The organism is Achromobacter sp. T5-5 (assembly GCF_055397965.1).
On the sequence record NZ_AP027919.1, the window covers coordinates 5,668,387 to 5,681,700 of the forward strand.

The 13,314-nt window shown below is 68.8% G+C and carries 13 protein-coding genes; 5 read left to right on the top strand and 8 right to left on the bottom strand.

What is annotated here, in order from left to right:
* Nucleotides 1–56: 56 nt before the first annotated feature.
* The 3 genes from ACZ50Q_RS25610 to hemL are packed head-to-tail and all read left to right on the top strand — an operon-like array spanning nucleotide 57 to nucleotide 2,826.
* The gene (locus ACZ50Q_RS25610) at nucleotides 57–881 is read left to right on the top strand and encodes a hydroxymethylpyrimidine/phosphomethylpyrimidine kinase (RefSeq protein ID WP_092579842.1); all 825 of its coding nucleotides are present in this window, start codon (nucleotides 57–59) and stop codon (nucleotides 879–881) included.
* A complete protein-coding gene (gene thiE / locus ACZ50Q_RS25615; RefSeq protein WP_092579844.1) occupies nucleotides 878–1,543 on the top strand; it encodes a thiamine phosphate synthase in 666 nt (221 codons plus the stop codon). The genes ACZ50Q_RS25610 and thiE overlap by 4 nt, the downstream gene beginning before the upstream one ends.
* Nucleotides 1,544–1,548: 5 nt before the next feature.
* The gene (hemL, locus tag ACZ50Q_RS25620; protein WP_076521920.1) at nucleotides 1,549–2,826 is read left to right on the top strand and encodes a glutamate-1-semialdehyde 2,1-aminomutase; all 1,278 of its coding nucleotides are present in this window, start codon (nucleotides 1,549–1,551) and stop codon (nucleotides 2,824–2,826) included.
* 33 nt (nucleotides 2,827–2,859) lie between these two features.
* Here hemL and ACZ50Q_RS25625 read toward each other — a convergent pair whose 3' ends face one another.
* Nucleotides 2,860–3,612, bottom strand: coding sequence for a lytic transglycosylase domain-containing protein (locus tag ACZ50Q_RS25625; RefSeq protein WP_092579846.1), 753 nt, complete (start codon nucleotides 3,610–3,612; stop codon nucleotides 2,860–2,862).
* Nucleotides 3,613–3,883: 271 nt separating this feature from the next.
* On the opposite strand from ACZ50Q_RS25625, the gene ACZ50Q_RS25630 reads away from it, so the two are divergent.
* Nucleotides 3,884–5,680, top strand: coding sequence for a DUF342 domain-containing protein (locus ACZ50Q_RS25630; protein ID WP_464079911.1), 1,797 nt, complete (start codon nucleotides 3,884–3,886; stop codon nucleotides 5,678–5,680).
* A gap of 32 nt (nucleotides 5,681–5,712) precedes the next feature.
* Here ACZ50Q_RS25630 and ACZ50Q_RS25635 read toward each other — a convergent pair whose 3' ends face one another.
* From ACZ50Q_RS25635 to ACZ50Q_RS25660, 6 genes are read right to left on the bottom strand one after another with little or no spacing between them, the layout of a single operon-like run.
* Nucleotides 5,713–6,531 (bottom strand): SDR family oxidoreductase, encoded by an 819-nt coding sequence (locus tag ACZ50Q_RS25635; protein ID WP_092579850.1) that lies wholly within the window; start codon nucleotides 6,529–6,531, stop codon nucleotides 5,713–5,715.
* A gap of 13 nt (nucleotides 6,532–6,544) precedes the next feature.
* On the bottom strand, nucleotides 6,545–7,156 hold the full coding sequence (locus tag ACZ50Q_RS25640; RefSeq protein ID WP_464079912.1) for a cysteine hydrolase family protein: 612 nt from the start codon (nucleotides 7,154–7,156) through the stop codon (nucleotides 6,545–6,547).
* Nucleotides 7,153–7,686 carry an aromatic-ring-hydroxylating dioxygenase subunit beta gene (locus ACZ50Q_RS25645; protein WP_076518705.1) on the bottom strand — a complete coding sequence of 178 codons (534 nt, stop codon included), beginning with the start codon at nucleotides 7,684–7,686 and terminating at the stop codon, nucleotides 7,153–7,155. Before ACZ50Q_RS25645 ends, ACZ50Q_RS25640 begins: the two co-directional genes overlap by 4 nt.
* Complete coding sequence (locus ACZ50Q_RS25650) at nucleotides 7,677–9,032, bottom strand: aromatic ring-hydroxylating dioxygenase subunit alpha (protein ID WP_092579854.1); 1,356 nt, start codon at nucleotides 9,030–9,032, stop codon at nucleotides 7,677–7,679. Before ACZ50Q_RS25650 ends, ACZ50Q_RS25645 begins: the two co-directional genes overlap by 10 nt.
* A 9-nt stretch (nucleotides 9,033–9,041) precedes the next feature.
* A complete protein-coding gene (locus ACZ50Q_RS25655; RefSeq protein ID WP_464079913.1) occupies nucleotides 9,042–10,286 on the bottom strand; it encodes a dienelactone hydrolase family protein in 1,245 nt (414 codons plus the stop codon).
* A gap of 32 nt (nucleotides 10,287–10,318) precedes the next feature.
* Nucleotides 10,319–11,497: an ABC transporter substrate-binding protein gene (locus ACZ50Q_RS25660; protein ID WP_092579858.1), complete on the bottom strand. Its 1,179-nt coding sequence runs from the start codon at nucleotides 11,495–11,497 to the stop codon at nucleotides 10,319–10,321.
* 293 nt (nucleotides 11,498–11,790) lie between these two features.
* Here ACZ50Q_RS25660 and ACZ50Q_RS25665 point away from each other — a divergent pair, with 293 nt between their 5' ends.
* On the top strand, nucleotides 11,791–12,771 hold the full coding sequence (locus tag ACZ50Q_RS25665) for an AraC family transcriptional regulator (protein ID WP_092579860.1): 981 nt from the start codon (nucleotides 11,791–11,793) through the stop codon (nucleotides 12,769–12,771).
* A gap of 114 nt (nucleotides 12,772–12,885) precedes the next feature.
* On the opposite strand, the gene ACZ50Q_RS25670 is transcribed toward ACZ50Q_RS25665, so the two are convergent.
* A complete protein-coding gene (locus ACZ50Q_RS25670) occupies nucleotides 12,886–13,293 on the bottom strand; it encodes a RidA family protein (protein WP_076518700.1) in 408 nt (135 codons plus the stop codon).
* Nucleotides 13,294–13,314: the final 21 nt, after the last annotated feature.

A 13,314-nucleotide genomic window follows, 5' to 3' on the forward strand; every position in this document is an offset into this window, starting at 1 on the left:
ACCGAAACCCAATAGGGGTTCCCCTGATTCATGCCAAATGATCCGGGGAGCCCCCGATCAAGCGCAGTCAAGTGGCCCCCGTTACTCCCCCTCTCGTTTTGGTCTTCGGCCCGCTCGATCCTTCCGGATCGGATGGACTGCCCGCAGACGCCGTCACCTGCGCCCGCCTCGGCTGTCATGGCCTGGCGGCCGTGACCGCGCTGACCGTGCAGGACACCGCCGGCATCGAAGAAATCCACCCCGTCTCGCCCGACCTGCTGGACGACCAGGCGCGCTGCCTGCTCGAAGACATGTCGGTGCAGGCCATCAAGGTGGGCGGACTATACACCGCGGAAACGGCCAGCGTGGCCGCGCAGGTCGCCGCCGACTACAGCCAGGTGCCGCTGGTGCTGCACCTGGGCCAGCGCGCCCAGTTGCCCGCCGACGCGGCCGACGAGGACGAAGCCGACGACCTGCTGGCCGCGACCCTGGAACTGGTGCTGCCGCAGACCGATCTGCTGGTCATCGAGCACCTGCGCCTGGCGCAATGGCATGCCGACGGCGACATTGATATCGGGGACGCACCGACACCCATGCATGCGCTGGTGGCCGCCGGCGCGGAATGGGTCCTGGTGCTGGGCAGCCCCCAGCGTCCCGGCCACTTCGCCAACGTGCTGCTCGGCCCCGGCGGCCAGACGCATACCTGGCCCTGGCAGACACCCCCGGATCGCAACGGCGACGCCGGCGGGCTGGCGGCCACCGCGATCACCGCCATGCTGGCGCGCGGCCTGGAGATGCCCGAGGCGGTGCGGCAGGGCCTGGCGCACGCCGACGCGTCGGTGGCGGCCAGTTTCCTGCCGGGCATGGGCCGGCGCATCCCCAACCGGATCCTGCCCCAATGAAACCGCTACGATTTCCCGCCGGCCTGTATGGCGTGACGCCCGAATGGGACGACACCGACCGCCTGCTGCAAGCCGTGCGCGATGCCGCCGCGGGCGGCATGCGGGCGCTGCAACTGCGCCGCAAGCAGGTGCCCGACGCGGTGCGCGCCGCGCAGGCCCGCGCGCTGGCGCCGCTGTGCCGCGAACTGGGCGTGGTGTTCCTCATCAATGACGACTGGCGCCTTGCGCTGGAGGTCGGCGCCGATGGCGCCCACGTCGGCCGTGACGATGAAAGCCTTGCGCACATCCGCCGCGAAGCCGGTCCCGACCTGATCCTGGGCGGCTCCAGCTACGACGACCTGGCGCGCGCGCGCGAATTGCTGGACGGCGGCGCCGATTACATCGCGTTCGGCGCCATGTTCGCGTCCACGGTCAAGCCCGACACGGTGCGCGCGCCGCTGTCCGTCCTGACCGAGGCCCGCCGCCTCGCGGACGAGCGCGACGCGCCGCGTCCCGCCGTGGTCGCCATCGGCGGCATCACGCCCGCCAACGCCCCGCTGGTGGTCCAGGCCGGCGCCGATTCCATCGCCGTCATCACCGCCCTGTTCGAAGCGCCCAGCATCCGGGCTGCCGCCGCAGCCTGCTCGGCGCCCTATTCTCCCAACTTCCACCGCAAGCCTTGATCGCCATGTCCAGTAACGCTCAGCTATTCGAACGCGCCTGCCGCAGCATCCCCGGCGGCGTCAACTCGCCCGTGCGCGCCTTCCGCTCCGTGGGCGGCACGCCGCGTTTCATCAAGCGCGCGCAGGGTCCGTACGTGTGGGACGCGGAAGACAAGCAGTACATCGACTACGTGGGCTCCTGGGGCCCCGCCATCCTGGGCCATTCGCATCCTGAAGTCGTGCGCGCGGTTCAGGAAGCTGCCGTCAACGGCCTGTCCTTCGGCGCCCCCACCGAAGCCGAAATCGAGCTGGCCGAAGTGCTGATCTCGCGCCTGCCCTCGCTGGAACAGGTGCGCCTGGTCAGCTCCGGCACCGAGGCCACCATGACGGCCATCCGCCTGGCGCGCGGCGCCACCGGCCGCGCCAAGATCGTCAAGTTCGAAGGCTGTTACCACGGCCATTCCGACAGCCTGCTGGTCAAGGCCGGCTCGGGCCTCTTGACCTTCGGCAATCCCAGCTCGGCCGGTGTGCCCCCGGAATTCGTCTCGCACACGCTGACCCTGGAATACAACAACCTGGACGCGGTGCGCGAGGCCTTTGCCCAGCACGGCGCCGACATCGCCTGCATCATCGTGGAGCCGGTTGCCGGCAACATGAACCTCATCAAGCCGGCGCCCGGCTTCCTGGAAGGGCTGCGCGAGGTCTGCACGCAGCACGGCGCGCTGCTGATCTTCGACGAGGTCATGACGGGCTTTCGCGTCGGACCGCAAGGCGTGCAGGGCCTGACCGGCGTCAAGCCCGACATCACCACGCTGGCCAAGGTGATCGGCGGCGGCATGCCGGTGGGCGCCTTCGGCGGCAGCGCCGAGGTCATGAAGCACATCGCGCCGCTGGGCGGCGTCTACCAGGCCGGCACGCTGTCGGGCAATCCGGTGGCCGTGGCCGCGGGCCTGGCGACGCTGCGCCTGATTGCCGCGCCGGGCTTCTACGAAACGCTGTCGGCCCAGACCGCCAAGCTCGCCCAGGGCCTGCAGGCGCGCGCCCGCAAGGCCGGCCTGCCGTTCTCGGCGGATTCGGTGGGCGGCATGTTCGGCATCTATTTCAGCGACTCGGTGCCGGCCTCGTTTGCGCAGGTCTCGGCGTGCGACACGGCGGCGTTCAACCGCTTCTTCCACGCCATGCTGGAGAACGGCGTGCATTTCGCGCCGTCCGCCTTCGAAGCGGGCTTCGTGTCGGCCACGCACGACGACGCCGTCATCCAGGCCACGCTGGACATCGCGGAAAAGGTGTTCGCGGGCCTTTGAGTCCGCCGGGAGCGGCGCCCCCGCCCGCTCCCTTCACGGCGCCTTGTACTGCTCGTACAGGGCGGTCACGTTCTTCACGTAGGCCTGGGTTTCCGCATAGGGCGGCACCGCGTCGTACTTGCGCACGGCCCCCTCGCCCGCGTTGTAGGCGGCCAGCGCCAGGTCCAGGCGGCCGGGATACCGGTCGATCAGCCGGCGCAGATGGCGCGAGCCGGCCTGCACGTTGGTCGCCGGATCCACCAGCGCCCGCTCCACATCATCCACCGACAGCAGCGGCGCGGCCGTGGCCGGCATGAGCTGCATCAGTCCCAGCGCCCCCTTGGGCGAACGCGCATCGCTGCGAAAGCCCGACTCGATGGCGATGATCGCGGTCAGCAGCGCCTGATCCACGCCGGAGTCCAGCGCGGCGCGGGCGATCAGATTGTCATGCTTGGTCGTCGGCTTGACCGTGCTCCAGCGCAGCGCCGGCTCGGCGGGCGCGCGGGTCTGGCGGCGCGCGCCGTCGCCGGCTTCGGGCTCACAGGTCAGGCACAGCTTTTCGGCGCCCGTGCGCACCGCGGTGCGCGCCTGCGCGCGCTTGTAGTATTTGCCGGTGCCGGCAGGCACCTTCATCGACCGCCACACGCCGAACGGATCCTTGTAGCGGTAGGTCTCGGCCGCCTGGGCCGTCGCGGAGGTCGCCAGCGCCAGAGCGCCCGTCGCCAGCGCCGCCACCGCCGCCATCCCGCCGGCGCGCGCCAGGAGGGCGCGCGTGGCCGAAAGGAGGGGAGTGGGTGGTTGGGACATGGGACGGGGCTCCGGCGGCGTCCTGCGACGCGTTGGCGAGCCCCTATGCTGCTTGCGCCATCCCGGTTTTGTCTTTCCTGCCGATGCCCTAGACCGCGCCGGCGCGGCCGCGTCCCGGGGAAAAACGGGGACATCACTAGGCCATCAGGCGGAGAAATTTGGCCCTACTGCGCAGTAACCTTCATGCCGGGTCGGAATATGACGTAATATTTCGTTCAATTACTAAATGATTGAACCTGGCCGTTCGTGCCGGGACCGGAGAGAGGGTGAAATGGGCGCAGAAAACATGCTCCAGTTGCTGCTGGATGCCGACACCAACGTCCTGACGGCTGTCTATACGCCGCCACCCCGCCCGGCCGACGACGCCCAGCCGGCCGCGGGCGCCGCGCCCATGGAGGGCGGCGGACACGCCCCTGAACACGCTGAAAGCCCCCTCGCCCAAACCCTCGTCCAGCCCCTCGAACAGCCCGGCGAACACGACGCCGACATCGCCGTCGCCGACGAAGACGAGGCCCCGCCTGCCAACACCGAGCTGCCGACCTGGGACATCCTGGTCGCCGCCGCCGCCGCCCAAGGCTGGGGCGCGGAGGCCCTGGACAACCACGCCATCCTGGCCTTCATCGACCTGTGCCGCACGGCCACCGACCCCGTGCAAAGCCCCGTCGGCCAGGTCGTGGACGGCAGCTTCGACATCGAACTGAACGCGACGCGCATGGCCGCGACGCTGACGCTGCACCCGCCCAAGGGCGGCAAGCCCGTCACGCTCGAGGCGGTGCGCCAGGCGCTGGCCGACCAGGGCATCGTCCATGGCGTGCTGGACGCCGCGCTGGCCGAGGCCGTCGCGCTCGGTCGCGCCGAGACCATCATTGCCGCGCAAGGCACGCCGCCCACGCGCGGCACGCCAACCCGCTTCGAAAGCCTGCTGGACCGCCTCAAGCCCCGCGCCGAGGACATCGACGAACTGGCCCAGGTGGATTACCGCGACCTGGGCAGCCTGCTGCTGGTGTCGCCCGGCACCCCGCTCATGCGCCGCGTTCCGCCGCTGCCGGGCGTGGACGGCACCAATGTGCTGGGCGAGGCCGTGCTGCCCGACGAACTGCCCGACACGCCCTTCTCCAAGGAGCTGTCGGGCGTCGAGGTCGACCCGGAGGATCCGCTGCTGCTGCGCGCCGCCATCGCCGGCACGCCCACGCTGATCACCCACGGCGTGCAGGTGAACCCGATGGTCGAGGTGGACGCCGTCAACCTGTCCACCGGCAACATCACGTTCGAGGGGTCGCTGCAGGTGCGCGGCGACATCGCCGCCACGATGGAAGTGCGCGTCACGGGCGACGTGGTGGTCAACGGCACCATCGAAGCCGCGCTGGTCGAGGCCGGCGGCAGCGTCACGGTCAAGGGCGGCATCATCGGCATGGCCGAAGCCCTGCACGACGCCACCGCCACGCCGCGCACCGCGCACATCGTCTGTGGCGGCACGCTGCGCGCGAAGTTCATCGAGAACGCCGTCATCAGCGCGGGCCAGGACATCGACGTCGAGCGCGAAATCCGCCAGAGCAACATCGCCGCCGGCGGCAGCGTGAACGTCGGTCCGCCCAATACGCAGCAAAGCGCCATCACGGGCGGCGAGACGCGCGCCCTGCTGGCGGTGCGCGCCGGCACCATCGGGTCGCCGGCGGGCATCCCGACGCTGGTGCAGGCCGGCCTGGATCCGCACGCCGACATCAAGCGCTCGGCGCTGACCCGCAAGCGCCTGAAGATGAACGAGGACAAGGCCAAGCTGGAACAGTTGCTGATGTTCCTGCAGGCCAACCCCCAGCGCGCCACTGGCGACGTGGTCGAGCGCGCGCGCAACACGCACACCAAGCTCATCAGCGACCTGGCGGCGCTGGAAACCGAGGAAGCCCAGCTTGCGCGCGACCTGCTGCCGCAGCAGAACGCCACCATTGCCGCCACGCGGCGCTTCTGTAGCGGCACGAAGATCCAGCTGGGCAACAAGATGCAGGAATTCCTGGAAGACCAGGTGGGCGGCAAGGCCGGGCTGGAAGAAGGCGAGATCGTCATCCGCTGAAGCCTGGGCAGCGGCGTCTGACATTTACGCCATCACGCCCCGTCGCCGGGCATCAGCTCCTTGAACCACACCCGCGGCGAGATGCCGCGGTCCGGTCCCAGCACCGAAAATCCGCCGTCCACCGGGATGTCCACACCGGTCATCCACGACGCGGCGTCGGAACACGCGAAGCACACCGCGGCGGCGATCTCTTCACCGGACCCCACCCGCCCCAGCGGATGGAAATGCGCGCCCACGGCATCGGCGGCCGCGCGCGACCCGCCCGACAACTGCTCCACCGACGGCGACCACGTCCAGGCGGGCGACACGGCCAGCACGCGCACGCCTGCCGGCGCCAGCTCCACCGCGAAGTTCTTGGTGATCTGCAGCAACGCGGCCTTGGACGCCGGGTATAGCGCCCGCCCGGCGGCGCCGAACTTGCCGCCCGTGCTGCCCATGTTCACCACCACGCCGCCGCGCGGCAGAAATGGCGCGGCCAGCTGCGTGAAGATCGCCGCCGACACCAGGTTCGTATCCAGCGTGCGATGCCATTCCTCGCGCGAGGACGCCAGTCCGCGATCCGCATACTGGCAGGCGTTGTTGACCAGGATATCGAGCCGGCCGAAGCGCGCCCGCGCGGCGTCGATGCAGGCCTGGATCTGGCCGTCCTGGCCGATGTCGGTTTCGCAGTACAGGGCCCGTTCGCCCAGCGCCCGGGCCAGGGCCTCGCCGGCCTCGGCATTGCGCCCGACCAGCACCACATTGGCGCCCGCCGCCGCGAACCCGCGCGCGATATCCGCGCCCAGCCCCTGGGTGCTGCCGGTGACGATGGCGGTCTTGCCCGCCAGCCCGGGAAAGCCTGAGAAATCCATGAATATTCCTTTGTCAGTTCGGCGCGGCGGCCCAGCGCAGCGCCTCGTCCACCGTGCCCGTCTGCGCGATCAGCCGCATGCTGGCCAGCGACGCCGCATGCACCGCGGGGTCGGCGGACGCGCAGGCGTCCTGCGCGACCATCACGGAAAAGCCGATGTCGGCCGCATGGCGCACCGTCCCCTCCACCACCGAATGCGTCGCCACGCCGGCCACCACCAGCCGACGCGCGCCCAGCAGCCGCAGGGTTTCCTCAAGCGGCGTGCCATAGAACGCGCTGATGCGCGTGTGCTTGACGACGAACTCGCGCGCACTGCCCGCCAGCGGCTGCAGCCCCTCGTAGAACGCGCTGCCCCACTGCCCCTCCGGCACCGCGCCAATCGCCGCCACGCTGCGGAAAATCTGGCAATTGGGCAGCAGATCCGCATAGTCGGGGCGGAACGCGATGCGCACGTGCACGATGGGCAGCGCCTGCGCGCGCGCGCCCGCCAGCAAGGCCGCGGCGTTGTCCAGCAGGCGCTGGCGTGCAGCGCCGTCGGCATCCAGCCCGACGCGGATCTTGCCGTCCGGATGCAGGACGTCGTTCTGGTAGTGCAGCGCCAGCACCGCGGCGTCCGTGCCCGTCACACGAACACCTCGAAGGCGTCATGCGCATCGTCGCAGTTGACGAGATCCACGCGCTTCATGCGGATGCGCCAGCCGTCGCCCTCGGCGGCCAGCTTGTGGGTATAGCGGCCCGCCAGCTGGCGCGGCTGGCGCTTGCGCCATTCGGTCATCTGGAAGACGGAATGGACCACCAGGTTGCCGCCCGCGTCCACGCCCTCGACCTGCACCCCGCCCACCAGCCGCGCGCTGCGCGTGGGCGGCTGTTGCGACCAGTTGCGCGGATGCTCCAGGCGCCGGATGCGCACGTCGCGCAGCATGCGGTCTTCCCAGAACAGCGAGATGTAATCGTAGGGACTTTCCTGGCCGGGCTTGCGCGGCATCCAGTACATGCCGTCCTGCGTCCACAGCGCCTGCCAGTCGTCATAGCGGCGCTCGTCCAGCAGGCGCGCCTCCTGGTACAGGAACTGGGCGATGCGATGGTGGGTATCAACCGGCACGTCCGCCGGCGCGAGGTCCGCCGTGCTGACGTCGAAATCAAGATCTAGCAGCATGCGCCGTCTCCCTTGTTGGCCGCGGCGGGCGCGGTAACCGTGCCCGCGCCGTCCTCCATGTACGCCTTCCAGGCGCGGAACTGATTGCGCATGGGCAATTCGCTGGTGCCGTTCACGGACACCATGCCGTCGGCGTCGACGCGGTCAGTGCCGTGATAGCGGTGCATGCTGACCCAGTCGCCGCCGCGCGTCGCGTTGCCTTCCTGGCAGCGGTTGTAGAGTTCGATGTCGTCCGGCATGACGTTGGACGACGGCGAGTTGATGACGTTGGCGTACAGCATGGCGCGCTTGAACACGCCCTCGGGCGCGCCCTTGCAGCGGAACGTCTGGATCTCGATCAGCGTCCGGTCCACCGCCACCGGGCGGATCACCCGGAACTGCTGGAACACGGTGTGGGGAGAACCGCTGCCATAGATGACGGTGTTGTGGCGGTTCATGCCCAGGATCTCGCGAGCACGCTGCTCGCCATACGCGGCGGTCAGCGATTCGAAGTGCGCGCGCGACACGGGATCGCGTTCGGCGGCGCCCGGGTTGAAGATGCCTTCCATGTAGCCGTGGCCGTTGTCGTAGGCGCGCAGCTCCAGCTTTTCCCAGAACTCGTAGGGCTCGCCGTTGCCGTCCATGATGTGCAGCTCGAGCGGCATCTCGCCCATTTCCTTGGCTTCGTCGCGCGCGGCCGCATAGGACGATTCATGCGTGACGCGGGCGTGCATGGTGTCGTGCAGGTTTTCGTAGAAGACCTTCCAGTTCGACCGCTGCATCACGCGGAAGACGCCGCCCGCCACCTCGACCTCGCCCACCGGCGACCGGTCGCACAGGTTGTCGATGGACGAACGCACGCCGCCCAAAAAGTCCTCCAGCGCCTGGCCCTCGCTGGCCTGGCTGGCGAAGACAAAGCCGCGGTAGCTGTCCACGCGTGGCAGGCGGCGCATGGAAAACGACGGATCGGCCGGATCGTAGGACGTGCCCTCCAGCCCCTGCTTGAGCGGCACGCCCAGGTGGCTGCCGTCCAGCTTGAAGGTCCAGGCGTGATACGGGCAGCGGAAAAACTTGCCGGCGCAGCCTTCGCCATCGGCCACCACCTTCGCGCCCTTGTGCGGACAGCGGTTGTACAGCACGTGCACGCGGCCGTCGGCGGCGCGCACCATCAGCACGTCCTGGTCGCCCAGGCGCGTGGTGTGATAGTCGCCCGTCTTGGGCACCTGGCTTTCATGGCCCACGTAGATCCAGGCGCGGCCATAGATGCGCTGCATTTCCAGGTCGAAGATGGCCGGATCGGTGTAGATGTCCCGGTGCACGCTGTCGCCGCGCACCAGGGACGCAAGTTGCTCGTCGGTATAAGGCATGTCGTCTCCCTACTTGTTCTCGCTGTCCTTCCAGCGCGCCATCAGCGTGTTGGAAGGCAGGGTCTCGTCCAGCAGCTTGGCCGCGGTCTCGCGCCCGGCCGTGGGCAGGCCCTTGGGGTCCAGCAGGCCCACCTGCACCAGCACGCTGGCCTGGTCCCAATAGATGTGCTCGTGATAGAGCTTGTCGCCGCGGAACTTGACGATGGCCACCAGCGGGATCTCCACGTATTTGCCCGTGGGCGCCACGCCGGGCAGCATCCAGTCGATCTCGGTCGTGTGGGTGAAGCAGAACAGCAGCTCGTCGACGATCTGCGTCGCACCCACCGTGCGCGACAGCGGCACCAGCCGCGTGTCGGGCGGATTGCTGTTGACGAAATGATGCTGGTAGAAGCGCGACAGCTCCTTGTGGCCCACGCCGCCCGTCATCGTGGGGATGTGGTTCACGTAGGGCTCGGCCACCATCGTCGCCATGGTCGCGGCCACGTCGCGCGTGCCGAATTCGTATTCGCAGTGCTTGTCCCACAGGTAGGAATAGTCGAACTCCGGCCCGATCGTGCGCTGCAGCGCCGCCATGCTGCGCTGGTGCGCCATCAGCGCCGAGGGCTTGTCGTAGTGTTCACCGCCCGTGCGCGCGAACGCATGGTCCACGCCCGGATACACGTAGAGTTCCACGCCCGGCTTGCCGCCCAGCGCCGCCAGGATGCGCTGGCGGGCCTCGGGCGGACAGAACCCGTCCTGCTCCGCGATGTGCAGCACCAGCCGGCCGCGCAGGCTGGCGGCTTCGTCCAGGCTGTCCTCGATGCCCACGCCGTAATAGCCCACCGCCACGTCCGCGTCCGTGCGGCACGCCGCCAGATAGGCCAGCTTGCCGCCCAGGCAATAGCCCAGCACGCCCGCGCCGCCTTCCTGTTCAGGCAGGGCCCGCAGCGCGGCGAGCGTGGCCGCGATGTCCTTCACGCCCAGGTCCACGTCAAAGCCCTTGTACAGCTCGAAGGCGCGCGGCATGTCCGCGGGGCCGTCCGTGAGCTGGATGCCGGGCTGCTGGCGCCAGAACAGGTCCGGCACCAGCACCACATACCCTTCCTCGGCCAGCAACTGCGCGCTGCGGCGCATGAAGTCGTTGACGCCGAAAATCTCCTGGCACAGCACCAGGCCCGGACCGCGGCCCGAGGCCGGCACCGCCAGATAGGCGCCAAAGGACTTGCCATCGTGCGAGGCGATCGTCACCTCGCGCGTCGTAATGCGATCAATCATGCGTATCTCCTGAATTGCGAAGCGCCGGCGGCCTACTTCATCTGGCACGCGGCGGCGAAGGGATCCTGGTATTGCGTCAGCACCGTTCCCGACAGCTTGTTGTGCAGCTTGCCGCTGGCGTCCGCCTCGACGACGCGCAGGTAATAGTTCTGGACCGGATACTGGTTGCGGTTGAACTTGAAATCGCCGCGCACCGACTTGAAGTCCGCCCGCCGCAACGCCGGGCGCAGCGCCTCGGCGTCCAGCTTGCCGCCCGTCTGGCGCACCGCGCTGTCCAGCAGCATCGCTGCGTCGTAGCCCTGCGAGGCATACAGCGACGGGCTGCGGTTGTAGGTCTTCTTGAAGTCTTCGACGAACTTGCGGTTGGCGGGGTTGTCCAGATCAGCGGCCCACTGCGCCGTATTGCGCAGCCCCTTGATCGGCGCGCCCACCGCCGCGATCGTGTCCTCGTCCCCGGAAAAGCCGGGCGCCAGCAGCGCGATGTCCTGGGACAGGCCCGCGCCATTGAACTGCTTGATGAAGTTCACGCCCATGCCGCCCGGCAGGAAAAAGAACACCGCATCGGGCTTGCTGGCGCGCAACCGCGTGATCTCCACGCCGTAGTCCAGTTGGCCGAGCTGGGTGTAGATTTCCTCGGCCACGCCGCCCTTGTACAGGCGCTTGAAGCCGTTGAGCGACTCGCGGCCGCCCGGGTAGTCCGGCGCGATGAGCGCCACGCGCTTGTAGCCCTGGTCCGCCGCGTACTTGCCCATGGCGGCCGGGATGTCCTCGTTCTGCCAGGCCACCGCGAAGAAATTCGGGTTACAGCCCGCGCCCGCGTAGTTCTCTGGCCCCGTGTTGGTGCTGAGATAGATCGTGTCCGATTGCAGGATCGCGGGCATCACCGGCAGCAGCACATTCGAAAACACGATGCCCGTCATCACGTCCACGCGGTCGCGCTTGAGCAGCCGTTCGACCGCCTGGCGCCCGGTATCGGCCTTCTGCTGGTCGTCGGCCACCACCACTTCCGCCGGCACCCCGCCCAGCTTGCCGCCCGTATGCTGCAGCGCCAGGTTGAAGCCATCGCGGATCTCGTTGCCCAGCGCCGCGCCGGGCCCGGACAGCGTCGTCAGCAACCCGACCTTCACCTTGTCCGCCGCCGACGCGCCCGCCGCCGCCGTCAGGCAAACCAGCGCCGCCAGCGCACGCCGGCTCCATCGATTCCGATTCATGTGCCACCCCGTATTCGCCGCCAGCCGCGCCGGCGGAAAGCTGACAGATCCCGTCTGCCGTCGGTACACGCATGCCGCCGATCCAAGCCGCCCAGCTTACGCGCCGCGGCGCCTTCATTGCCACACAGGCCCGCACACCGTCCGCGGCGCCTTGCAGGCAAGATTAGGCCCGCGGCCTGCCGCGTTCTATCCGAATACCGCCACGCTTATCCGGGATTCACTTAATTCCCAATGCGGCCCGTTTAAATTACGCTGGCCCAAGATACGGGATCGGTCCCGTCCCGGAGGCTTCCATGCACGGCTGGTCCCGACTTGAGCTGGCGCCCTTGCTGACACGGCGCGTCTTCAGCTCCACGCAGCAAGACGAGACCCGCGCGCGCGTGTCCGAAGCCCTCAAGGACCACCGCCTCACCTGGAAAGGCGGCCGCGTGGACGCCGAACTGAACCGGGGCCGCTTCGGCTCCCTGACCCTCTGTACGCTGCGCTACGGCGCCGAAGTCCACATCGAACCCGACCGCCTCCAGGACTTCATGCTGGTCCAGGTGCCGCTACGCGGCCGCGCCCGCATCGAATGCGGCGACGAAGGCATCAACGCCGACCCCGATTGCGCCGCGGTCATCGCCCCCAACCGCCGGCTGCGGCTGCACTGGGAAGCGGGCTGCGAACAACTGCTGCTGAAGATTCCTCGCGGCAAGCTCGAAGCCATGGGCCAGCGCGCCTTCGGCGAAGCCGCCACCCGCCCGCTGGACTTCAGCCCCGCCCTGCGCCTGGACACCCCCATTGGCGCGGCGTGGCGCAGCATGATGGCCAGCCTGATCCACCTGCTGCCCACCCTGGACGACGGCGCCCGCCGCCCGCCCGCCGCGTGGCTGGAGCACCTGGAAGACACGCTGGTTTTGCATCTGCTCTACAACCAGCCCAACACCTGGCAGACCCCGTCCGCCGAGGCCATCCCGCGCCGCCTGTGCGTGGCCGAGTCCTACATGCGCGACCGCCTGGGCGCGCCGCTGACCCTGAACGACATCGCCCGCCACGCGGGCGCCAGCGTCACCGCGCTGACCCGGCTGTTCCAGGAACACCGCAACACCACGCCCATGAACGCGCTGCGCGCCTTCCGGCTGGACGCGGCGCGAAGCCGCCTGAAGGCCCAGCCGGACGCAAGCGTGACGGAGGTCGCGCTAAGCGTGGGGTTTGGACATCTGGGGCGGTTTTCGGAGTATTACCGGGAGCGGTTCGGCGAACTGCCGAGAGAGACGCGGCGCATGGGGGGGTGAGGATTCGGCGGTGAAGAGCCCCCCAAAGCACCGAAGGCCCGCCGCCTCCGCCATCCGGTGCCGGCCGGACAGCAAAAGCGGCGAACCTTCGATACCCCGTCAAATCGAGAAATCCTACTGCGCAGGCACCACCGCAGTGACCTCGATCTCAACCTTTGCGCGATCCTCCACCAGATCGGCAACCTCCACCGCCGTCATCGCGGGGAAATGCCGGCCGATCAATTCACGGTAGTGCTTGCCGATGGCCGGATACGCCGCCACGTACGCGTCCTTGTCCGTCACATACCAGGTCATTCGCACGATATGCTCGGGCTTCGCACCGCCTTCGGCCAGGATCTGGACGATGTTCAGCAGCGTCTGACGGACCTGGTCCGCCAGGTCATCCGATTCGAACTGCTGCTGCCCGTTCCACCCCACCTGTCCGCCCACGAACACCAGCTTGCTGCCCACCTGCATCTCGGTGAGCACACCATTCGAATAGCCCCGGGGCGCCATCCAATCCGGCGGTTGCAGAATTTTCATAACGTCTCATCCTAATGATCA